General features: G+C 44.8%; 16 protein-coding genes, 1 tRNA gene, 1 pseudogene and 1 riboswitch. Of the genes and pseudogenes, 10 read left to right on the top strand and 8 right to left on the bottom strand.

Annotation, left to right across the window (positions count from 1 at the left end; genetic code table 11):
* Nucleotides 1-126: 126 nt before the first annotated feature.
* From A3GI_RS0103870 to ribF, 3 genes are read left to right on the top strand one after another with little or no spacing between them, the layout of a single operon-like run.
* Entirely contained in the window at nucleotides 127-864 is a 738-nt protein-coding gene (locus tag A3GI_RS0103870; RefSeq protein WP_169333226.1) for a DUF4292 domain-containing protein, read from the top strand.
* A gap of 2 nt (nucleotides 865-866) precedes the next feature.
* Nucleotides 867-2,156 (top strand): murein hydrolase activator EnvC family protein, encoded by a 1,290-nt coding sequence (locus A3GI_RS0103865; protein WP_018360165.1) that lies wholly within the window; start codon nucleotides 867-869, stop codon nucleotides 2,154-2,156.
* Nucleotides 2,144-3,058 carry a riboflavin biosynthesis protein RibF gene (ribF, locus tag A3GI_RS0103860; protein WP_018360164.1) on the top strand — a complete coding sequence of 305 codons (915 nt, stop codon included), beginning with the start codon at nucleotides 2,144-2,146 and terminating at the stop codon, nucleotides 3,056-3,058. Before A3GI_RS0103865 ends, ribF begins: the two co-directional genes overlap by 13 nt.
* A 34-nt stretch (nucleotides 3,059-3,092) precedes the next feature.
* On the opposite strand, the gene A3GI_RS0103855 is transcribed toward ribF, so the two are convergent.
* The 5 genes from A3GI_RS0103855 to A3GI_RS0103835 all read right to left on the bottom strand — a co-directional run bounded on the left by A3GI_RS0103855 (nucleotide 3,093) and on the right by A3GI_RS0103835 (nucleotide 9,215).
* Complete coding sequence (locus A3GI_RS0103855; protein WP_018360163.1) at nucleotides 3,093-3,791, bottom strand: thiamine diphosphokinase; 699 nt, start codon at nucleotides 3,789-3,791, stop codon at nucleotides 3,093-3,095.
* A 4-nt stretch (nucleotides 3,792-3,795) separates the two neighbouring features.
* Nucleotides 3,796-4,404 carry a nicotinamide riboside transporter PnuC gene (pnuC, locus tag A3GI_RS0103850; protein ID WP_018360162.1) on the bottom strand — a complete coding sequence of 203 codons (609 nt, stop codon included), beginning with the start codon at nucleotides 4,402-4,404 and terminating at the stop codon, nucleotides 3,796-3,798.
* A 78-nt stretch (nucleotides 4,405-4,482) separates the two neighbouring features.
* Complete coding sequence (locus tag A3GI_RS0103845; protein WP_018360161.1) at nucleotides 4,483-6,744, bottom strand: TonB-dependent receptor; 2,262 nt, start codon at nucleotides 6,742-6,744, stop codon at nucleotides 4,483-4,485.
* A gap of 90 nt (nucleotides 6,745-6,834) precedes the next feature.
* Nucleotides 6,835-6,936: riboswitch (TPP riboswitch) on the bottom strand.
* 197 nt (nucleotides 6,937-7,133) lie between these two features.
* A complete protein-coding gene (locus A3GI_RS0103840) occupies nucleotides 7,134-7,943 on the bottom strand; it encodes a hypothetical protein (RefSeq protein WP_018360160.1) in 810 nt (269 codons plus the stop codon).
* Between the two features lie 21 nt (nucleotides 7,944-7,964).
* Nucleotides 7,965-9,215: an ABC transporter permease gene (locus A3GI_RS0103835; RefSeq protein WP_018360159.1), complete on the bottom strand. Its 1,251-nt coding sequence runs from the start codon at nucleotides 9,213-9,215 to the stop codon at nucleotides 7,965-7,967.
* Nucleotides 9,216-10,124: 909 nt separating this feature from the next.
* Here A3GI_RS0103835 and A3GI_RS0103820 point away from each other — a divergent pair.
* Nucleotides 10,125-10,209: transfer RNA gene (locus A3GI_RS0103820), tRNA-Ser, on the top strand.
* Nucleotides 10,210-10,449: 240 nt separating this feature from the next.
* Here A3GI_RS0103820 and A3GI_RS11385 read toward each other — a convergent pair.
* A pseudogene (locus A3GI_RS11385) lies at nucleotides 10,450-10,629 on the bottom strand (tyrosine-type recombinase/integrase); the annotation flags it as partial.
* 288 nt (nucleotides 10,630-10,917) lie between these two features.
* On the opposite strand from A3GI_RS11385, the gene A3GI_RS0103815 reads away from it, so the two are divergent.
* Genes A3GI_RS0103815 through A3GI_RS0103805 form a run of 3 tightly spaced genes read left to right on the top strand, consistent with a single transcriptional unit; the run spans nucleotide 10,918 to nucleotide 13,743 of the window.
* Complete coding sequence (locus A3GI_RS0103815) at nucleotides 10,918-12,147, top strand: site-specific integrase (protein ID WP_018360157.1); 1,230 nt, start codon at nucleotides 10,918-10,920, stop codon at nucleotides 12,145-12,147.
* A 24-nt stretch (nucleotides 12,148-12,171) separates the two neighbouring features.
* On the top strand, nucleotides 12,172-13,374 hold the full coding sequence (locus A3GI_RS0103810) for a site-specific integrase (protein WP_018360156.1): 1,203 nt from the start codon (nucleotides 12,172-12,174) through the stop codon (nucleotides 13,372-13,374).
* A 6-nt stretch (nucleotides 13,375-13,380) separates the two neighbouring features.
* Nucleotides 13,381-13,743, top strand: a complete 363-nt coding sequence (locus A3GI_RS0103805) for a hypothetical protein (RefSeq protein WP_018360155.1) — start codon at nucleotides 13,381-13,383, stop codon at nucleotides 13,741-13,743.
* Nucleotides 13,744-13,814: 71 nt separating this feature from the next.
* Here A3GI_RS0103805 and A3GI_RS0103800 read toward each other — a convergent pair whose 3' ends face one another.
* Nucleotides 13,815-15,512: an ABC transporter ATP-binding protein gene (locus A3GI_RS0103800; RefSeq protein WP_026215917.1), complete on the bottom strand. Its 1,698-nt coding sequence runs from the start codon at nucleotides 15,510-15,512 to the stop codon at nucleotides 13,815-13,817.
* Nucleotides 15,513-15,514: 2 nt separating this feature from the next.
* Entirely contained in the window at nucleotides 15,515-17,260 is a 1,746-nt protein-coding gene (locus tag A3GI_RS0103795; RefSeq protein WP_018360153.1) for an ABC transporter ATP-binding protein, read from the bottom strand.
* A gap of 201 nt (nucleotides 17,261-17,461) precedes the next feature.
* Here A3GI_RS0103795 and A3GI_RS0103790 point away from each other — a divergent pair, with 201 nt between their 5' ends.
* The 3 genes from A3GI_RS0103790 (at nucleotide 17,462) to A3GI_RS0103780 (ending at nucleotide 22,185) form a co-directional block, all read left to right on the top strand.
* Nucleotides 17,462-19,852: a TonB-dependent receptor gene (locus tag A3GI_RS0103790; protein ID WP_018360152.1), complete on the top strand. Its 2,391-nt coding sequence runs from the start codon at nucleotides 17,462-17,464 to the stop codon at nucleotides 19,850-19,852.
* Between the two features lie 18 nt (nucleotides 19,853-19,870).
* On the top strand, nucleotides 19,871-21,079 hold the full coding sequence (locus A3GI_RS0103785) for an NHL repeat-containing protein (protein WP_018360151.1): 1,209 nt from the start codon (nucleotides 19,871-19,873) through the stop codon (nucleotides 21,077-21,079).
* A gap of 125 nt (nucleotides 21,080-21,204) precedes the next feature.
* A complete protein-coding gene (locus A3GI_RS0103780; protein ID WP_018360150.1) occupies nucleotides 21,205-22,185 on the top strand; it encodes a helix-turn-helix domain-containing protein in 981 nt (326 codons plus the stop codon).
* Nucleotides 22,186-22,223: the final 38 nt, after the last annotated feature.

Here is a 22,223-nt window from a genome sequence, read left to right as displayed (position 1 = left end):
AAAAACAGAATAAGCCTTTTTTCAAACATATTCCCTCTGTGCCTGCTATGCCTCTTATTTATGTTTGGTTGCGGCACGAGGCGTGAAGTTGCAACGATATCTCCGGAGGCTTCGTTCGTTAATCGAATGAATAAGAGCGAACTTATAGGTATGTTGCAGAAACAGGATGCTTTTCATAGTATGCAGGCATCTGCCAATGCAAAAGTGGATTTGGGAGGTAAGAGCCATTCTTCCCGTGCGAATATCACGATTGTGAAAGGGCAGGGGATACGTATCGTTTTTGTACCGTTGCCCTTTGTAGAGCTTGGTCGGATTTGGTTTACTCCCGAGAAAGTTGTTGTTACGGATGCCATACATAAATATTATGCCGAGTTGTCTTACGAAGAATTTGCAAATGAGACAGGCATACAGGTCGATTATCATGCCGTGGAGTCTTTATTCATCGGCCGTCTTTTTACTCCGGATTCTCCTGATGGCAATCCTCTGCGGTTATTTAACCTTTCTCATGATTCGGGCATGCCCGAGTTGGGTTATCGGAAAAGAGATATAGACTATCTTTTCACCATAAATACCGATGGTCGACTCTCATCTGTCAGTGCCAAGTCTGCGGAACAGAAACCTTCAGGAGTTAGATGGACCTACAATAAATATACAACCATTGCTCCCGGGGTTTTTTTCCCTTTGTCGCAAACTGTTGTAGCCAATCAGGCCGATAAGGACAAAATATATCGTTTGACTTTAGACATGAATGATCCCTCTCAGGTGCAAAATGTCGATACCTCTTTGGTTTTACCCAAAGTGAAAAGCAATTATGAGAAGCTTTCACTTCAAACATTGAAAGAACTTTTTAAGAAAAAACTGTAGTCGTGAAAAAATTTCTGTGCTTTATCCTGCTTTTTCTTATTTCTTCCTTTTTGACTTTGCAGGCACAGGTCAAGTCGGCCAAAGTGCGTCAGCTCGAACGCCAACGCAAAGAGGTCTTACGCCAGATTAATGAAACGGATAAAGAACTGAAGCAAACCCGGAAGAATAAGAGCAATGAGGAGAAAAGACTTAAGCTGGTTAAGAAGTTAGTGGTGCAACGCCAGCAGATGGTGAAGATTTTGGATGGCGAAGTACAGGAATTACAGTTAACACTGAATACGCTTACCCGTCGGCGAGATTCTCTGTTGAAACGAGAGGATGCGTGTAAACGGCAGTATGCCAAATCTGTTGTTTCCATGCAAAAAAGAAGTGCTTCTTTAGATCGTCTTTTGTTCATTTTTTCTGCAAGTTCTTTTGATAAAGGTGTAAGACGTGAGGCTTTTCTCAACCAGTATGCCCGTGCTCACAGGCAAGCGGCTTCAGAGCTTAAAGATACTCGTCAGTTGGTAGAGAAAAATCGCAATGAAATTTCTACCACTCATTCACATAAAGCCGATTTATTGGCTATACGGGAATCTGAAAAAAAGAAATTGGAGGCAGAGCAGAAAACCCGTACGGCAGAGGTCAAGCAGCTTTCCGGACAGCAAAAAACATTGGAGCAGAAGCTGAGGAAACAGAAGTCTCAGGTGGAGGCCCTGAATCGTAAGATCGAACAGCAGATCGCTTTTGAAATAGCAGAGGCAGAGCGAAAGGCACGAGAAGAACAGGAACGCCTCGATAGAGAGGCTAAAGCAAGGGGTGCCAAAGTTGCCCCCAAAGCCGAACGTAAAGCTGCCGTAAAAGGCGGTTATGCCATGAATGCGGAGGAGCGGGCTTTGAGTTCCAACTTTGCCTCCAATAAAGGACGTCTACCTTCTCCCGTACGCGGCCGTTATGATTTGGTAGGACAGTATGGGGTACATTCGGTACAGGGACATTCCCGTGTACGTACGAGCAGCGGAGGTATCGACCTCCGGGTCGTATCGGATCATAATGCCTATTGTGTTTTCAACGGAGTTGTCACCAGTATATTTATGGTTAACGGATTTAATAATTCCGTAATTGTTCGTCATGGAAACTATCTGACGGTATATTCTAATTTGGTTAGCGTTTCGGTTTCAAAGGGACAGAAAGTGAAAACCGGTCAGGTGTTAGGGCGTATTGCCACCGATAGTAATACCCGGGAAACCATTCTTCACTTCCAGATCTGGAAAGAGCGTACCAAACAAAATCCTTCGGTATGGATCAAATAGCAGCAACGATAGGCACTTTCGATGGTGTACATCTGGGGCATCGTTCGCTTATCAATAAACTTTTGCAGGAGTCGGCCGTTCGTTCGTTACCTCCTGCGGTAATAACATTTGATGTTCCTCCGATCTCCGTTGTGGCTCCCAAACGCCCTTATCTGTTGTTAACGACACTGGCAGAGAAGCAGAGACTGCTCGATGATATGGGTATCCGTGTTATTACACTTCATTTTGATAAAGAGATGGCCTCCATGGATGCACAGCGTTTTATGGAGGAAATACTTTCAGATGTTTATGGCGTTAAATATCTTCTGATCGGGTACGATCATCGTTTCGGGCACAACCGCATGCAGGATTTCGATGATTATAAACGTATCGGCCATGCTTTGGGCATAGAATTGGGGCGTGGCCCGCAGTTGAATGTGCAGTCAGAACCGATCAGTTCCAGCCGGATACGAAAGTTGCTGAACAGCGCTCAAATCCAAGACGCAAACAGTTTGTTGGGCTATCATTATACACTAAGCGGGAAAGTTGTGGGTGGCATGCGTGTAGGGCGTACCTTAGGTTTTCCCACCGCTAATATTCATGTAGATAGCCGTCACAAACTAATGCCCCCCCACGGGGTATATGGTGTGCGTATCAAGTATGACAATGCTTGCCATGACGGTATGCTTTATATTGGTAGCCGTCCCTCATTGGATAACGGCTCTCATGTAACTATCGAAGTGAATATTTTTAATATCAATGCAAATCTGTACGATAAGGAGCTTACCCTTGAATTCGTTTTCTTCGAGCGTCCGGATCATAAGTTCGATACGCTGGATGAACTTCGTGCTCAGATTAGTGCAGATCAGGCTTCTATTATGTCTAAACTGCATCATTATAAGTTACATTTCCCGGCAAGATAGTTTCTCTTTTCTATCTGTTGACCGAGATGCCGGTCTACTTCGGTTGTCTTACCTCATGGGCAATATAAACCAAAGCATTGCCTTCGGTTGCGGTAACTTCGAACGTGTCGTTTTCTGCTCTGTTAAGCGTACCCATCCATAGCTCTTCTAAAGTCGATTCATTTAAGGGCCAGTGTAATCCTTCGGTGTCGAATTTTACTCCGGGTGCCATTGCGAACAGGGATATTTGCTGTCCCGGAAGGGATTCGTAGGTATTGCGCATATCTTTGCATTGTACGTAAAAACAGCCGTAGTTCGATGCCGTAATCAGTTCTTTGGTTTCACCGCTGAGGAAAGTCTGTAATGTCGGCAGCAGGGAGATGTTCCCCATCATGTGATCTTCCCTCAGTCCTGTTGCACCCAGCAGCAAAACCCTGTCGGGAGAATATCGTTCGGCTATCACTCTGAAAGTTTTGGAAAGATCGTTCGTGTCCTGCTCCTTAATTTCAATTAAGATATCCCTGTGCATATCCTTCCATTCCTGAGCCAGAGAATCCAGATCTCCGACTATGAGGTGAGGCATGGGGAAGCCGGCTTTCAGTATTTTGTGTACAGCACCGTCGCAGCAAACCACAGTACCTTTGTCGTAGGCTCTTTGCAGAATCTTATGCAATAATTCGAGCGTAGGAAACTCCCCGTTGGCAATAACAATGAAATCGGGAGCTGTATCTAAACTAAGTCTTCGGTGATACATATGTTTATGAAAGATCCGTTTGAAGGTTTTGCTGTTTGCGCATCATCCGACTCCAATTGAACCAGCCGGCAATGGCAGCGATGGCATTGATGAAATATACGGTGGCCGAAACGGAGTCGCCGCCCCTGAGAAAAACAAATGGACTTATCAGGTTGGCAATAATCCAGCAGAGCCAGTGCTGTCTGTATTTTCTGGCCATCCAGATCATCCCTATGAAGCTTATCGCCGTGGCCAAACCGTCTGCCCAAGGCAGCGAACTGTAGTTGCGGAACATAAAATACATGCCCGCAGTAAGCGGTATTCCTGTCAGGATAGAGATAGAAAGCGTTTTTACCGGTATATTCCCGATTCCTTCGGCATCGCTTTCGGCTTTTCCTTTTCTCAGCCATAGGTACCATCCCCAGAGGCTCGTAACGAAGTAATAAACGTTAATGACAATATTGCCGATGAAGTGTGCATTCCAGGAAAGATAGGCGTAAAATATCGGGAGTATTACGCCGACAGGCCACAGCCATACGGACGCTTTGTATTCAAAATAAATCCAGATAAAGTTGACCAAAGCAGCCAGAAGCTCTATCGGGTGTGCGGCAATGAAATTTATGATGATGTCCATTCGTTTTATTTCTTCATAAAAGTAAAGTAGCGATGTACCGTATAAGGAACGTGTGGGTATCTCAACCTTTTATAAGGCTCAGAATACCACATTCAGGTTGACCATAAAATTGATGGGAGCCTGCGGATATACCCATTTCCATGAGCTTTCGGTGAGTTTTCCGCCGGTATCCTTACTGTATGCAAACCCGGCACCTGCATTGCTGTAGTAGTCTTTATTCAATACATTTCTTATTTCTACGCCGAGAGTCATTTTTTCAAGTCCCAACCCTTTGAAATCGTAAGCAATGCGTGCGTTGTGTACAGTGTAGGCAGGCATCGAACGTTCGTTGCTTTGAGTGTTGTCCAGATATTGCTTGTCCACGTGCTGTGTGGTCCAAGCCAGGCTCAGGTCGTTGAGCATGAAAGTGAAAACATTAGTCGCAACGAAAGAGGGGGAGAAGGAAATATCGGTGTCTTTGTAAACATGCCGATCTATCGTATAGTCTTCTTTGCCGGGACCATAGACTTCGGCATACTGTGTGTACTCTTTAATCTTGTTTTTGCTGTAAGCTGCTGCAACGTCCCACCGGAAAAAACGGCATGGTGCATAAGTCATCGAAAGTTCTGCTCCGGTACGGTAGCTTTTATCCACATTGCTCGTCAACGCCTCGCCCACATCGCTTTGCCTGCCGTCCAGCACCAACTGATCTTTATAGTCCATATAGTAGAAGTTCAGGGCTGCATTGAAGTTGCGGTAACGAATCTTGTATCCTGCTTCATAATCTATCATGCTTTCTTTTTTGGGCTCCGGCAGATTGCCGGCTTCCGTATAAGCTTTTCTGTTCGGTTCCCGGCTTGCCATGGCAATGGATGCGTACAGCGAATGATTCCTGTTGATATCGAAGTAAAGTCCGAATTTGGGATTGAAGAAATTGAATGTCTTATCAAAATCCAATATCTGCATCCTTTTGTTCTTGCTGTCGTATCTGTCTGTAGGCCCTTCCATTGTTTGGCGTATATAACGGTATTGTACATCCCCGTACATGCCCAAACTACCTGCTATAAGCCAGTCGGCTTTCAGAAAAGCCGAGGCTTCGGTCTTGTCGGCATCGTTCCGGTAGTATTCAAAAGGCAAGGTCAGCGGTAGCGGATAATCTTTGACGAAAGTCAGCTTCCCGTAGTGTTTGTTGTCATATCTGTTGCCGGATAAACCCAAATTCAACTTAAAGCCCTTTGTTTGCCAGTTGAGGTTGCCGATGGCGCCATAAAAGTAGTTATCCAGATACTTTTCACGGATAAGGCTTGTTTTCTTCACCTCTTTACCGTTTGCATCCGTATAATTTTTCAGGTTGTACTCCAGCAGTTTACGCCCCGTTCGATATTCATCCGTATGGCCGATACCCCGTGTAAGGTGTCCCGTAATGTTCATGGTCAGGGAAGAGGAGAAACCATGTGTGAAGATCAGCTGATAGTGACGCTGACTGTAGTTATCGGTGTTTCTATAGTAATGAGGCGTGCCATCTGCATCTCGATACATCAGCCCGGCCGAATTGAAACGTCTGCCGTATTTGTCGATATCCGAAGGGCTGATACCGTTCCATGCAATACCTGTTCGCTCTTTTCCTCCGAAGGTTACGAATTTGAACATGCTGTTGCCTGTAAAGTATCCGGCCTGAAGGTAATAACTGTTCAGGAAAACTCCCGAACGGTCTATATAACCTTCATTTTTCTGAGTCGAGAGGCGTGCATCGATTGCAAAACGATCGGCTATCCTGCCCGAGCTGAACTTAATGTTGCTGCGTACGTGCGAGTATGAGCCGATGCCGAGGTTGAACTCTCCTCCCGTTTTATATCCGAAATTGTTGGTTTGCATATTGATGGTGCCGCCAAAAGCTCCTGCCCCGTTGGATGACGTCCCTATACCCCGCTGTATCTGCAGGCTTTCCAGAGAACTGGCAAAGTCCGGCATATTCACCCAAAAAACCTGTTGGCTTTCGGAATCCGAAAGAGGCACGCCGTTTATCGTAAAATTGATGCGGCTGGCATCGGCACCGCGCAGCCTCAATGAAGTGTAACCGACCCCCGTACCGGCTTCGCTGGTTGCGATGACACCGGGAGTAAGACTGAGAAGGTAGGGTATATCCACACCCGTATTGATTTCGGCTATCTGTTTTTTGTTCAACTCTATTTTCGTTACAGGAGCTTGCTTTGCAGCCCTCACGGCTACTACCTGAACCCCTTCCAGTTCAATGAGTTTTATGCTGTCTGAAGATGCTGCCTGCTGTGCGGAAGCAAAAGAAATTCCGCCGAAAACGGTTAAAAGTATGGAGGAGACAATGTGTGTGTAACTTTTCTTCATATTCTGTTTGGTGTCAGTAATGTTATTCGCTCACAAAAGAAGAAAAGCGTCTGCCGGCCCGGCTGTATTGGAAAGGAGCGTGAAAAACGGTGTGAGATTAGGAATCGTTCCTACGCCGGTATAACCCGGTTCAGGTGCCAAGGGTTTAATCTCAGCCGCTATTCATGGTCAGCGGCACCCCTCAATCCTCTGTGAATATGCTGCAAAGTTAATATAATTACCACTATTTATCGTATTGAGGGTATTTCGAGAATGTCGATAGGACAGGTTTTGGTCGCGTCGTTTTCGACCGGTAGAAAAGGCATTGGCTTTTTTCTCTTTTATACAGAATATATTACTGATATCTTTTTGCAAAAGATGTTTGGAAAATGAATAGGAATAACCGGCTTTTAGCGAGCTTTAACCTGTAAATAGAAGTAGTCGTTGGCATTGTCGTTCTCTGCGTAGACAATGGCCAGTCCCGGCTTCATCCCCGTTACGACGGCATTGTTGCCGTTTTGTTCGGCTATGATATTAACGGCTTTGTTGGTTTGTCCGTTGAGCTGTAAGAAGGTGCCCCAAATCTTTACTGTTGACAGTTTTGCATTTATTTTAATGCTTTCGCCTACGGATATCGTTTTGTATTTGCGCTCCCCTTCCTCTTTCAGTTGTTTGCCCGACGAAAAGTAAATGGCATGTTTGTAAATAAAAGCTCCATCGCGAGTATCCACCACCGCATTGTTCTTTACAACCCAGGCATAAATATCCATATCTTTACGATAATAGATCTGGTCCGAATAGATTTGTTTGATTTCTATCGGCAATTCTCTTGCCGTTATCAGCTTGAATTTGTTCCGGATCATTTGAGGCTCCAGATGATCCCGATAGATATTTTCCTCGTATAAAGTTTCGATGTATGCCAGATTGATTTTACCCGTATCTTCAAAAAAGTTATAGGTAATCAGAGGAAAATCCAGATTGTTCGTTTTGAAAGATATACCCGTATTTTGATCGTTGACTGCGGGCTTCGTGCCTCTTAAATCCTCCCAGTTAAGGATGAAATCCATATTGTAATCCCAGTTCTTCAGAAAAGGATTCACGATGCCGTTTCTACCGATTTCAGGTTCTGTTTCTGTGTCGGATGCACAGCCGGACAATAGGAGTACGGCTGTAATCCATAAGAGAACAAGGGGATATATATGTTTGATTTTCTTTAACATAGTTATCAAATATAGTGAAATTTATTCAAATCTCATTGTTTCCGATGGGTTGATTCGAGAAATAATCCTTGTTGGCCCCCACGTCATTAGTAAGATTAGAAAAAGCGCTCCGAGATTAATTGCTATCCACTGAAAAATATTGATGGAAATCGGAACGACATCCATCAGATAGGCTTCGGGGTTTAACTTTACAATATTGAAATACGACTGCAAAAAGCAAATGACCAAAGCGGTTGCATTGCCCCAGAATAGTCCTTTTATAATCAGGATGGCCGAAAGATTTTGAAAAACCTTTCGTATCGATTTGTTTGTGGATCCCAGTGCTTTCAGTGTGCCGATAAGAATCGTATTGTCCAATAAAAGAATTATCAATCCTGTGATCATGGTAAACCCGGCCACCAGAACCATCAGGGCCATTAGAAGAGCCACATTGCCGTCCAGCATATTTAGCCAGCCGAATATGACAGGATATATTTCTTCTGCAGTATTGATGCCTAATCTTTGGGAGCCCAACAGTTGCTGATTGCTCTGTAACGATGTCACGATTCGATCGCTGATTTCCCTGTTATCTGCTTCTGTTTCTCCCCAGATCATCAATTGCGAAAAATTATCCGGCTGCCAGTTATTTATTTTCTGGAGCGTCGTGATGGGACATAAAGCTGTAGATTGATCTGCTTTTGTGCCCGACTCGTATATCCCGACGATGGTGAACGAGCGAACTTTTATATTCTCTCCGATAAAGTATATCCTTATTTTTTCTCCGGTTTTTAGTTTTAGTTTTTCGGCTGTAACCTTCGGCAATAAAAGAGGGTTTGTTCCTTCCAAAGAGGTAAAAAGCTCGTCGATGTTACCGCTACGGAGATTTTTTTCATAGAAACGGGTATCGAAAGTCGAGTCTATGCCCAGAAGTAATGTGCTGTTATAGGCACTGTCCGTTTTGATGACTCCCACTTGGCGTACGGCTGGGGAAACTCGACTGACACCGTCCACATTGTTAATTGCGTGTAGAAAGTCTTTGCCTGCCTTTATGAATTGCGTCGTATTTCCCGGTTCCGTTCCGTATGGATAGATGGTTATTTGCCCCGATAGGTTATAGGCATGTTTCCGTACCTCTTTCTTGAATCCCCGCATAATGCTCACCGATAAGAGCATAACGCTCAGGCTGATGGCTATGCCGATAATGGTCAGCCTGACCATGGGGCGGGTGTTAGCCTTATTGGCATCTTTCTCTTTCTTGGATATTCTTAATGCGATAAATCGTTCGAAATTCATGTAGCGGAGGGCAATATCGTCTTTGATGTTTTTACAACAAAATGTATTTGTAAAACAACAATTGCATTAGACAAAAAAGGATTTTCAAAGATATTCGACTTGTGCGAAAGTCTCTCCTTTTCTTTATTAAGAATAAAAGTAATACTATTTTTTATGATACTTGCCGGTCGGGATTAAAAGAGTGTTGGGTGGTTGTCGGTGTAAAGGTGGTTCGTAGTTCGAATAGCATAATTCGGCGATGAGCGCTTGTCTATTTTATCGAATGGTATGAATTTCGATTTTATGGTTTGTATTATAAAAATATGGTATGCAGATGAGATATTACCCTTCTTTCGTTCTGCTTCGCAATTTTTCTCTTTCAAAAAGAAGAGTCGGACTTTTTCTACAGAGGTAAGTGTAAATATTTTTTTGAAGAGGGTAGGTTTATCGAACTGAAAGAAAAAGATGAGATGAGGTAGGGGAAAGAAATTTTGGAGAACCGGTATTACCATAAAGCCATCGAAAGGCTTTTAGCTCTGTTATAGCTTTTTTCAACATGACGTGTACTGAAAAAATCTCTGCTTGATGGTTGAAAATTCTTCAGGCAAAGAAAAAAAATCCAAGTTAACTTCGTTGAAAATCCGTAGCGCTAAGAATTTTCAACCATCAGGCAGAGAATTTTCGGCAATCACGATTATGGGATTTCCGTGTTTATTTTCCATGTACGGCTATTGGTATCGAGTGTTGGTATGTGATAGGTTTACTCTTTATTGTTGTCTGTGGAATAAGGAGGTATCAGGTCGATGTCGGAATGAGCAAAAAGAAATAAGGCTTTGAAAAATTTGTCGTTATAAAAGAAACCATTATCTTTGCAGAGCAAAAAAGCAAAGGGCAAACCTTTAAGGATGTCCGTCGACGAAAGTCGATTCAGGAGAGATGGTAGAGTGGTCGATTACAGCGGTCTTGAAAACCGCCGTACCGAGAGGTACCGGGGGTTCGAATCCCTCTCTCTCCGCAAATAAGGGTGTAAATCAGCAGGTTATGCGATTTACACCCTTGTTTACACCCAAAAACTCAAGAGCAATAAAAATCTCCACCCAAGATGACAATCTTCGGTGGAGATTTTTTGTTTAGGGCTATCCTCCATGAGTAAAACTCCTTCTCTGAACTAATAAGGATTTCTTATGAGTTCAATCTCATTTCAACTTACAAGAAATGCTTGTGGGTTGTCACGACTTATTGTTGAGGTCATTTGCTATTTTAACTCAAGAAGCCGATTCATCTTCTCAATGCAACGTTTCTTTTGCTGCAAGTTTGGGTGTACATACAGATTGAGTGTCGTTGAAACATTGGAATGTCCGAGGATTGTACTGACAGTTTTATAGTCACATAGACATTCTATGCATCGGGTCGCAAATGTATGTCTGAGTCCATGGCAAATACAAGCCTAAGCAGGCGTAAGAGGAACATAGGTGGAAAAATGGTAACTGGTTGTGAATTAGTTGTTTTTCTATATTCTGCGACAGATAGGGATAGGCAAAACAGTATGGGATATTGAGACCTTTCAGTTACCAAACCGTTATCCTGTTGTTTCCCGAACAAACTGAGGTAACGATTATTGGAAGATTTTTTCTCATTCGGTTTCTTCCTGTCTGTTTATCAATGTTTTGCGTATCAGAGAATGCTTTGATAACGGGTAATTTTGCCCATAAAGTTAAAGCGTATGAAGATAGAGAAATTCAAGGTGTTGCTCTACCTGAAAAAGAGCAGACCCAACAAGTCGGGCAAAGCCCCGATTATGGGACGCATTACCGTCAATCGTTCGATGGTGCAGTTCAGTTGCAAACTCTCCTGTACTCCTGACTTATGGAATCCCCGTGAGAGTCGATTGAACGGCAAAAGCAATGAAGCCGTAGAGGTCAATGCCAAATTGGACAAGTTGTTGCTTTCCATTCATGCTGCATTTGACACCTTGGTGGAACGCAAGATGGATTTTGATGCAGAAGAGGTCAAGAATTTGTTTCAAGGAAGCCTCGAAACACAGATGACCTTGCTGGCAATGACGGACATCGTCTGCGAGGAACTCCGTAAACGTATCGGGATAGACCGGGCAAAAGGAACATACCCCGCCTATTTCTACACCCGAAGAACCTTGGCGGAGTTCGTTCAAAAGAAATTCCACTCCAAGGACATTGCCTTCGGTCAGCTGACCGAACAGTTTATTCACGACTATCAGTCTTTTGTTGTTGACGATAAAGGACTTGCCATAGAGACCAGCCGACACTACCTTGCCATCATCAAGAAAGTATGCCGTAGAGCCTATAAAGAAGGGTATGCCGATAAATGCTTTTTCGCTCATTTCAGTCTCCCCAAGCAAGAAGAAAAGATACCGAAAGCCCTAAGTCGGGAATCCTTTGAGAAAATCCGTGACTTGGTCATTCCCGAACACCGTACCTCCCATATTTTGGCAAGAGACCTCTTCCTCTTTGCCTGCTATACGGGAACTTCCTATGCTGATGCGGTATCGGTTACACGGGACAATCTCTTCACGGATGATGAAGGAAGTCTATGGCTTAAATACCGTCGCAAGAAAAACGAACTTCAAGCCTGTGTCAAGCTCCTGCCCGAAGCCCTTGAATTGATAGAGAAATACAACGACGATACCCGTCTGACACTCTTTCCAATGCTGTATCACCCCAATCTCCGTCGCCTGATGAAATGCCTTGCGGTTCTCGCCGACATCAAGGAAGACCTGACCTACCACGTCGGAAGGCATTCCTTCGCTTCGTTGATTACTCTGGAAGCAGGAGTGCCCATAGAAACCATCTGCAAGATGCTGGGACATTCGAACCTGCAAACTACTCAGAGATACGCGAAGGTTACCCCAAAGAAACTCTTCGAGGATATGGACAAATATATCGAAGCGACAAAGGATTTAAAACTCATATTATAAACACCCCATAATAACAAACGAATTATGCGTAGCACATTTTCTTTACTATTCTATATCAATCGCAACAAGGTACGTGTGGATGGTACAACTTCGGTCCTTTGCCGAATTTCCATTGACGGAAAGAACACCGTCATCACCACGGGCATCTCCTGCAAACCCCAACAATGGAACGCCAAAAATGCAGAGACCTCAGATGCTCGGACAAACAATCGTCTGAAGAAATTCCGCAGTAATGCGGAACGACTTTATGAGGATCTGCTCAAGAGATACGGTGTTGTCAGTGCAGAGCTACTGAAAAACGAAATTGCGGGACATGTCGTAGTCCCCATTCATTTACTCCGGATGGGAGAAAGGGAGCGAGAACGTCTTGCAGTAAGAGCCAAGGAAATAGGCTCAAACTCCACATACAGAAGTTCAAGATATTACCAAAGTTATATTCGAGAGTTTTTGGAGTCAAAAGGCATGAGCGACATTGCTTTCTCGGACATCACCGAGGAGTTCGGACGGGAATACAAGGTTTATCTGAAACGATACAAAAACTTCGGAGCATCGCAGACCAACCATTGCCTTTGTTGGCTGAACCGATTGGTTTACCTTGCCGTCGACCATGAGATTATCAGAGCCAATCCATTGGAAGAAGTCGAATATGAGAAAAAGCCACCTGCCAAGCGTATGCACATCAGCAAAGCGGAACTGAAACAGTTATTGGAACTTAAATTGCCACAGAACGACCCGTTGAAAGAACTGGCTCGACGGACTTTCATCTTCTCCTGTTTTACGGGGCTTGCCTATGTTGATACACAATTGCTTTATCCGCACCACATGGGAAAGACGGCCGAGGGACGACGTTATATACGGATTAACCGCAGGAAGACGAAAGTAGAGTCATTCATTCCCCTGCATCCGATAGCCGAGCAGATTATCAATCTATACAACACGACAGATGATACGCAACCCGTCTTCCCTTTGCCAAGCAGGGATATGATGTGGTTTGAGATACATGAAGTGGGTGTCATCATCGGACGCAAGGAAAACCTGTCCTACCATCAAGCAAGGCATAGCTTCGGATCGTTCTTGATTTCGGAAGGTATATGTACGGAAAGCATTGCCAAGATGATGGGGCATGCTTCCATTAGCAGCACGCAGAATTATGCGAAGCTTTCGGAGAAGAAGATCTCAGAAGATATGGACAGGCTGATGGAAAGGCGAAAGAACAATGAATACTAAATAACGATGAAAAAAGAAATTATAACCATAGATGAGAAGGGAAATGTGCATATCCCATCAACTTCTGTTTGGATGTCGGCTTGTGAGATAGCCGACCTGCTCGGAGCTTTCTCCGGCAAGGTGAATGCACAAATCAAAACGATATTCAAAGAAAGGCTTTTGATGGGGACGGAAGCAATGAGAACAATCCAATCTGAACAAGGATTTATTGATTTGTATAGTATGGAAATGATAACGATGCTGTCGTTTCGTATAGCCACGCCACAGGCAAAGACTTTACGCAAGTGGATAATCGACAGACTTTCAGAAAAGAAAGTTTCTACATCTCCCATGATAATCTGCTATACCGTGGGTTTCGGATCTTGCTAAAAGATTGGTGTAACCTAAGAGAGGACAGGCCGCGGAAAAGATTTCCAATAGCCTGTCCTTCTTTAGCGAACTTACTGCATCGACAGAAGTTTGCAATACATTCCGTCTTTTACTGCAAGTTCCGCGTGTGTGCCTTTTTCTATAAGGCGTCCCTTGTCCATCACGATGATCTGATTAGCATTACGGATGGTTTGCAAATGATGGGCAATGACCAAGACTGTGCGGTTTCGGATAAGGGCGGACATCGCCTGCTGTATCCTGTACTCATTGACGGGATCGACATTGCTTGTTATTTCGTCCAACAGGAGGATGGGAGCGTCTTTGAGGAAGGCGCGAGCGATGGAGAGGCGTTGCTTCTGTCCGCCCGAAAGTCCCAAACCGTTCTCCCCAATTTTCGTTTCGTAACCATCAGGCAGACTGACAATGAAGTCGTGTATCATCGCCCGTCGCGCGGCTTCCTCGACTTCTTTCTGTGTGGCATTGCGATTGCCTACTTTGATGTTATTGGCAATCGTATCGGAAAAAAGAATGATGTTCTGCATTACCACACTGATTTTGCCGAGTAGATAATCGTAGTCCATTTCCCGTATGTCCACTCCGCCGATACGGATGCTGCCCGCCTGCGGTTCCCAAAAGCGGAGCAGTAGATTGGTGATGGTGGTCTTGCCCGAACCTGACGAGCCGACAAGGGCCGTTACCGTCCGTTCGGGTACGTTGAACGTGAGGTCTTTCATCTCAAAGCCCTCTTTTTCATAGTGGAAACCGACACCATCAAACGAGAGGTCAAAATGTTCCGCCGTTTTAGGTTGGTCGGGATTGACGATAACAGGAGCGTCCAACAAACGAGAAATGCGTCCGTAACTGTCCTTTACCTTGATGTAGTTCAGCCAGTGGCTCTCCATATTGACAAAAGGTTTGTAGAACTCCTTGGATACGATGATGAACATCAGATAAACAAAAAGGGAAGTTTCACCATGCCAAGTCCACCAAAGACCGAGCGTTGCCATCAGAGCGAAAGCCAATTCTATCAGAAAGGTGTATCTACCCACACTCACAGCTGCCAAACGAGAAGTATTCTTACTGCTTTCTCCAAATTCACTAACAGAGTGGTCGAGTCTGTCACGGAACATTCCTTTTCCTCCGAAAACTTTCAGCACGGGTATGCCCTTGACATATTCCACGAAGAGACTGACCATATCTGCCAAACCGTCTTGTGCCTCCTGTTGCGCTTTCATTCCCGAACGGATGCCCCGATACAAGGAGAAGAGGGCAATAGGAAGGATGGCGATCATCGCCAACCCCATACGCCAGTCCACACAAAACAATCCGATACCAAGTATCAGCGCCACGATGAAATCGGCGGACATCCGCGTCCAAAGGTGCCCCACCACCATTTCCATATTATCCACGTCTTTGTGAATGACGGTGCTTATCTCGCCCAGACGCTCATTGGTGTAGAAGCCGAGCGAGAACATTTTCAGTTTCAAGATGATTTTCTCGCGAATGCGTTCCACGAGGTCGAAGCCGGCAAAGTGCTTGCTCATATCGGCTACGGCATTGGATATGGTTTTCAAAACCAGCAGACCACCGAGTATCCACGCTGCCGAAATTAAAGAGATGCTTTCTCCCTGTATATGACGGTCGATAAAAAACAAGACAGTGAGCATTATCGCCGTGCCACAGAGGGCATAAATTACGAAAAACAGTGCGGAGACAATCAGATGTCGCACTCCGCGGGCAGTCAGTTCATTCAATATTTTGCGTACCATTGTCATACCTCCTCTTCTTTTAATTGCCATTTGCTTACCTGCTCCTGCGTTTCCGTCATATTACGATACAGAGGGCAGTTGTTCATCAGTTCTCCGTGTGTTCCTGTCGCCACGACCTGCCCCTTGTCCATCACGACAATGCGTTCCACCTCCTGAATGGTGTTGAGCCGGTGAGCGATGGTGATGACGGTCTTGTTGCGTTGCAATTCGTCCAAAGCCTCTTGGATAAGCTTCTCGTTCTCCCCGTCCAGTGCGGCGGTAGCTTCGTCAAGAATGACAATCGGTGAGTCTTTGAGCAACATACGCGCAATGGAAATACGCTGCTTCTCTCCGCCCGAGAATTTTACGCCCGCTTCACCTGCCAAGGTATCGTAACCATTGGGCAGTCCCACGATAAAGTCGTGTATGCGTGCCCTTCGCGCCGCTGTTTCCACCTCTTCTTGCGTGGCGGAGGGCTTGCCGATACGGATATTGTCCCGAATGCTTGTGTTGAAAAGGAACACCTCCTGTTGTGCCATAGAAAAGAAATCGGCAATATTGTGTTCGGAAAGTTCCGCAAGGTTCTCGCCGCCCAGTCGAACGGTTCCCGACTGCGGTTGCCAGAAACCCATCATCAGGCTTGCTAGTGTGCTTTTGCCTGACCCCGATTCACCCACAATAGCCGTATGGCTACCCTTGGAAAATTGCAGAATGACATCGGATAATGCACTGCCTTTCTTATTCGGGTAGGCAAATGTCACGTGCTCGAAACAGACATCGGTCTGTATGGCATCCATATCCCTGTCTGCCGTATCCTTTGCAGGTACTTCGGTAATCGACTGAACCTTCGCCAACGATTGACCATAGACAATCCTGAAATGCTGGAACGTAGCCAGTTTGGCAAAGGAAGATGAGAACAGTCCGCCCAATATCAGGGCGAGAATAAAACGTGCTACGGTCAGTTCGCCCGAACTCATCAGCCATAGCCCGACAAGGGTCATTACCACGATACCGCCCTCTAAAAACATCGTGATGAGCGTCATCGGTACGGTAACGCTGAACATACTTCGCTTTACCCAGTGAATATAATCGCGCATACCGCCAAGTACTCGTTCCGTGCGTGTTTCCTCGTGGCTGAATGCCTTGATGACCGGTATCGTAGCCACATATTCCAAGAGATCTTCCGACATCTTTTTCGTGCTTTCCATGAAATGGCGAAAACTTTTACCCCACAGACTTTTAACTGCCATCTGCAAAAGAAACGCCAACGGTAGCAGCGAGATGAGCGACAGTCCCAGCCGCCAATCCAATACCATAACAATTCCCCATAGCAAGGTGGGGAAAAGCGTTGCCGATAGGATTTCGGGCAGTCCGTGCGCCAAATAAATCTCAATTTGTTCCACATCGTGGTTGATAATGTTCACCAAGTCGCCCACCTTACGCTCCTGAAAGAAGCCGAGCGGTAGCCGTTGCAAGTGGCTCACGATACGCAACCTCAACCGTGTGAGGGCGTTGTAAGCTGAGCGGTGCGCCCGCCAGATCGAAGTTCCGTAAAACATGCCGCGAAACAGGGCAAACAGCACCATCACCGCCCCGACAATCCAAATCATTGTAGAAGTGAGCGTATCGCTCATCAGCCTGTCCACCGCCCACACCACGAGCAATAGGGGCAATGTGCCGAAAACAAGATGCAGTATGACCACTGCATTGGAGAGCAGGCTGCGACTCTCCCGTTCCTCATCGAGAGGCTTGATTTTTTGTTTATCCATATGTATGTATCATTTTGTTTTTCTAAGATGCAAAAGTACGGAGACGCACAGGGGTAAAATAACCCGAATGAGCATTACACTGCCCGAAAACGATAACTTGACACATATAAAACTCAATAGGGGTATAAGTCTGGATAGCAGGGATATTTCTTTATTCGATAGGTGGGTAATTTTGCACGGGTTTTCACAAACAGATAAGATATGTCAATCGACTCAGTAGTCATTTATACAAAAGAGTGCTCATCCAAAAGAGTGCTCATCGTCAGCATCCTATTGCTGTGGGCTTATCCGATGTTCGCACAACAGCATTCCATCGAAATAAAAGTTATTGATGCAGAGAATGGAAACAGTATAGAATTTGCCACTGTGCAATGGAAAGGTCTGAACGATCCTTCGTACAAGAACGGTACAACCACCAACAGAAAAGGAGTGGCGAAACTAAATACGCCTGTCCATCAAAAACTTGTACTAAGGGTAAGTTACGTAGGTTACCAGACAATTACCGACACGATTACGACAAATGTGAAGCGTCATACCCTGAAGTTACGTCCGGAATCGACGGAGTTGGCAAATGTGGTAGTCTTCGGAAAAACAAAAGCACAGGTTATCAGAGAGTCGCCCGAAGCGGTTTCAGTGATAAACGCAAAGGAATTGCAAGGACGTTCCGTTTCTTTAGAAACCATCTTGAACAAAACCATCGGCTTGAAGGTCGGGCAGACAGGTGGATTGGGAAGCAGTTCGAGGATTATTGTTCACGGATTGGAAGGAAACCGCATTCAGATTCTTTGGGATGGCATTCCCATGAGTACCTCGGATGGAACGTTTTCTCTTGATGAGATTCCGATAGACATTATCGAACGGATAGAGGTCTATAAAAGCATTATCCCTGCACGTTTCGGTTGCGATGGCTTGGGTGGTGCCGTCAATATCGTCACGAAGGAGTTTAGTACGGACTATTTGGATGCTTCGTATGAACTGGGTTCTTACCGGACACACAAGGGAAGTGTCTTCTCGCGTAAGAACTTTCCCAAGAGCGGTATTCTGCTCGGTGCGGGAGGTTATTATACATCGGCAAAGAATGATTACTCATTTAGAGTTCCCGAAAGAGAGAACCTGTTGGTAAAGCGAGACCACGATCGTTTTCGTTCGTATATGTTGAAAGGGAAAATCGCTTTCACGAAACTCTGGTTCGATGAGATTAGTACCGAGTTCGGGTATTACAACCGTTTCAATGAGATACAAGGAGTATTGAAGAATATCCAGCACGCTGAAAACAAATCCGGGATGTTTATGCTCGAAAACAAACTGATGAAAAGCGGGATGCTGAACAATCGTCTTAACTTTGAGTCACATTTCTCCCTGTCGCATACGACGAACAATTTTGTGGATACGGCACGGGTGAATCACGATTTCGAGGGAAATATATATCCAAGCCCGAACGGACAGGGAGAAACGGGAGACGTCCCTCACAACTCAAACGACAAAGGTTTGGAAATCAACGAACGCCTTAACCTTGATTACAGATTGTCCGCCAATCATAGTCTGAACCTGAACACGCTTATCAACTATGCCCAAAGACAACCGAATGATGACATTGCAAGTCAGCACGCAGGATTTATTATCGGAGGATTTCCAAGCAAAAAGACCAGTGTTGTCTCAGGATTGACTTGGGAAGCGAAACTCTTCGACAGGAAACTGACGAATATGTTCTCTGCAAAGTATTTCCATCTCCATTCCGAGATAGAGGACTTGACCTCTTATGAGATAATCGAAGCTCCGAAGAAAAAGAGCAATACGACATCGCAAATCGGATGGATAGAGGCAATGAAGTACGAACCGTTCAGAGGCTTTCACCTGAAAGCATCTTACCAACGGGCAATACGCCTCCCTAATTCACAAGAACTATTCGGTGACGGTATCATCACCTTTCCTGCTGCCGGACTGAAACCGGAGAAAAGTCACAACTTCAACCTGGGCTTCTTGATAGACAAAAATGACGTATTCGGACTGTCGCGATTGCAATTTGAGGTGAACGGCTTTTATATGCAGGTGAGCGATATGATAAAACTGATGAAACAGCACATGGCAGCTGGATATGTGAATGCAGAAAGGGTACATATAAAGGGTGTAGAAACCGAATTGAAATTGGATATATCGCCGACGGTCTACGCCTATGGGAACCTGACTTATCAGGATGTACGCGATGTCTTGGACTATTTGCCGGGTACCCAAGCCCCCAATCCGACAAAAGGCTTGCGATTGCCTAATATCCCCTACCTGTTCGCCAACTTCGGAGCGGAATATCACAGCGACCGATTGTTCAAGGACTGGTATGTCAAGGCATTCTGGGACGGGAAGTTCACGGAAGAGTTCTTCTACTTTTGGGAGCTTACCGAATTGCAGAAACGGCGTATTCCTCGCAGTTTCGTCAATGATATAGGTCTGCTACTGACCTACAAGAATAAATATTCCATCGCTTTGGAATGCCACAACCTGATGAATAAAGAGGTCTGGGATCAGTTTCGCCAACCATTGGCAGGGCGAACATTCCATCTGAAATTCAGATGTGTCTTCTCGAAAGGAATTTTCTAATTTAATAAATATAAAAAGATGAACACAACAATTTTCAGTCGCATAGCCTTTTCTGCTATGCTGGTCGGCTCCATAGGGCTGACATCTTGTAACAAAAATGATGACCCTACGCCTACCCCTCAAGAGGTGCAGCAGCATTTTGTCTTTATCAATCAGATTGACCAAAAGACCGATTATTTGGGGACATTCTCGGATCTCTCGCAGAAAGAGGTCAACAATAAAAATACATACGAGTTTGGCTTCGGAACTTATCCCTTTGTCCGTGGCAATATAGTATTGATTGCCGAAGGAGTGTGGGGTGATAAAATTCATCAATTCACCAGAGATATCAAAGGACGTTTGGTAAAAGGTCAGACAATGACTTTTGGTCAGGACTCTCGTCCAGGAGAAATAGCTTTCCTCAATGATGAAACAGCCTATGCGTCGCTCAGTAAACGAGGAAAGATTGGCATATTCAATCCTCAAACGATGCAACAAAAAGGCGAGATAGATCTTGCAAAATATGCAACGAATGACAATAATCCAGATCCAGGCTGCAATGTAATCCGTGAGGGGAAACTATATGTCGCTCTTAATCAGAAAAATTCGCCTCACACCTCATGGCCTGGCACAGGAGCAGAAGTAGCCATCGTCGATTTGAAAACAAATACCGTGGAAAAAGTAATTAAAGATAATCGAACCGCATCCGTAGGGCTTTTCCGTCACTCAACCGCCATCAAAGATGAGCATGGTGATATTTACTTCTACAGTATAGGTATGGATGGAATGAACCCTTTGAAAGATGGCTTCTTACGTATTAAAAAAGGTACTTATGAATGGGATAAAAATTATTACTTCCAGCTGTCTAAGACCAAAGTAATAGGACTTGATAAAGAAGCAGCATATATCCTGCCATTCTATTATGCAGGAAACGGAATTGCGTATGCTTGCATCAATGTTCCGGCTTACACACAACACGCAGACCCTATGCAATCGTCAATTCTTGATTTCAACTATCAACCGGTTAAAATCAACCTTTGGAATAAAACCATCGAAAAACTCAATCTTCCTTTGACTACAAGTATGGGAGCTTTTGCTTGTACACGATACAAAGATTTTATCGTTTTTGGTATGACTTGCAAAGAAGGCACAGGGTACTATACTTACAATACCAAGACGGATGAATGCTCGCAAACACCCGTTGTTACTGCCGTGGGAGTACCGTCAAGTTTAGTTGCATTTGAGTAATCTACTATCAAAGAGTATTTCCTATGAAGTTGCTAATACTTTTTTAGAACGATACGGATAAAAACTTGCGATAATTCAAGTTTTTATCCGTATTTATTTGTAGTTTTGCAAAAAGACATGATAATATGACTATAGAATTTTGTGCCATCAACAAGCCCGAAGATTGGATGGAGATGGTTGCCGAGCAATTCGGCACATCGTTAACGAACGATGGTTTTACCGTTCCGCCCTCAGTGGGCAGTGGCTTTTTCAAGCAATACTACCCGTTGTCATGGCTCACATTGACCTACATCAGTTTCATGTCGTATGAACCGATGACAATGGTGCGTCGCTCGGTGGAAAATTCGAAATGGATTCCCGTGATGTTCTATATCAACGAGCATAAGCACGAGCAGATTATCGGCACAAGCACGAAAACGGTCGGGGTGGACACGCTCGACGGTATCTTCATGCCTTCGAGCAATATCCCTACGGAATGGTCTTTCGCTCCCAAACGGCAGTATGAAAACATCACATTGACCTTCAACAAGGATTGGATAGAGCAAATGGATGCGACTCACGAGACCTACATCGGTCGGCTGCTCCGGTCGGACAAGTCTTTTTATCTCTTCGAGACCATCACACCTGCTATGCAACGAGTATTGGATGGCATTAAGGCCACAGCCAAAAGCGATGTGCTTTTCTATCCCCTCCATTTGCACGGAAAGGCAATAGAACTGCTGACAATATTCCTTGAAAAACTTGAAAAACGGTCGGAGGTAAAATCTCTTTCCAACTTGAATTTGAACGATGTGGAGGCTGTCTTCCGTGTCCGTCGCCGGATTTTACAAAGCTTAAACAACGTACCGAGCATTCCCGAACTGGCACGTGAAGCAGCAATGAGCAGCTCCAAACTACAAAAGTGTTTCAAACAGGTTATTGGAAAAGCCATCGCCGAGTATGCCCTGTCCGAAAAGATGGAATGGGCAAAACGATTGCTTTCCACTCGTCTTTACTCTGTATCCGAAGTGGGCTATAAAATCGGATATGCCAATCTCAGCCACTTCACGGAGGCTTTCCGCAAATATCACAGAATAAAACCCAAACAATATCTCGACTCTTTGTAAGTATGATGCAATAGGGATATTACTTACCGTTTAAGGGT

Origin of the sequence: Porphyromonas macacae DSM 20710 = JCM 13914, from assembly GCF_000379945.1 — a bacterium.
Classification (GTDB): domain Bacteria; phylum Bacteroidota; class Bacteroidia; order Bacteroidales; family Porphyromonadaceae; genus Porphyromonas; species Porphyromonas macacae.
The sequence above is the reverse complement of the archived record's forward strand: the minus strand, read 5'-3'. Positions and strand labels throughout refer to the sequence as shown.

Bases quoted from the DNA above. Each gene is read 5' to 3' on its own strand.
- A3GI_RS0103870 (WP_169333226.1), top strand. From the start codon at position 127: ATGAATAAGAGCGAACTTATAGGTATGTTGCAGAAACAGGATGCTTTT.
- ribF (WP_018360164.1), top strand. From the start codon at position 2,144: ATGGATCAAATAGCAGCAACGATAGGCACTTTCGATGGTGTACATCTG.
- A3GI_RS0103855 (WP_018360163.1), bottom strand. From the start codon at position 3,791: ATGTATCACCGAAGACTTAGTTTAGATACAGCTCCCGATTTCATTGTT.
- pnuC (WP_018360162.1), bottom strand. From the start codon at position 4,404: ATGGACATCATCATAAATTTCATTGCCGCACACCCGATAGAGCTTCTG.
- A3GI_RS0103845 (WP_018360161.1), bottom strand. From the start codon at position 6,744: ATGAAGAAAAGTTACACACACATTGTCTCCTCCATACTTTTAACCGTT.
- A3GI_RS0103840 (WP_018360160.1), bottom strand. From the start codon at position 7,943: ATGTTAAAGAAAATCAAACATATATATCCCCTTGTTCTCTTATGGATT.
- A3GI_RS0103835 (WP_018360159.1), bottom strand. From the start codon at position 9,215: ATGAATTTCGAACGATTTATCGCATTAAGAATATCCAAGAAAGAGAAA.
- A3GI_RS0103815 (WP_018360157.1), top strand. From the start codon at position 10,918: ATGAAGATAGAGAAATTCAAGGTGTTGCTCTACCTGAAAAAGAGCAGA.
- A3GI_RS0103810 (WP_018360156.1), top strand. From the start codon at position 12,172: ATGCGTAGCACATTTTCTTTACTATTCTATATCAATCGCAACAAGGTA.
- A3GI_RS0103805 (WP_018360155.1), top strand. From the start codon at position 13,381: ATGAAAAAAGAAATTATAACCATAGATGAGAAGGGAAATGTGCATATC.
- A3GI_RS0103800 (WP_026215917.1), bottom strand. From the start codon at position 15,512: ATGGTACGCAAAATATTGAATGAACTGACTGCCCGCGGAGTGCGACAT.
- A3GI_RS0103795 (WP_018360153.1), bottom strand. From the start codon at position 17,260: ATGGATAAACAAAAAATCAAGCCTCTCGATGAGGAACGGGAGAGTCGC.
- A3GI_RS0103790 (WP_018360152.1), top strand. From the start codon at position 17,462: ATGTCAATCGACTCAGTAGTCATTTATACAAAAGAGTGCTCATCCAAA.
- A3GI_RS0103785 (WP_018360151.1), top strand. From the start codon at position 19,871: ATGAACACAACAATTTTCAGTCGCATAGCCTTTTCTGCTATGCTGGTC.
- A3GI_RS0103780 (WP_018360150.1), top strand. From the start codon at position 21,205: ATGACTATAGAATTTTGTGCCATCAACAAGCCCGAAGATTGGATGGAG.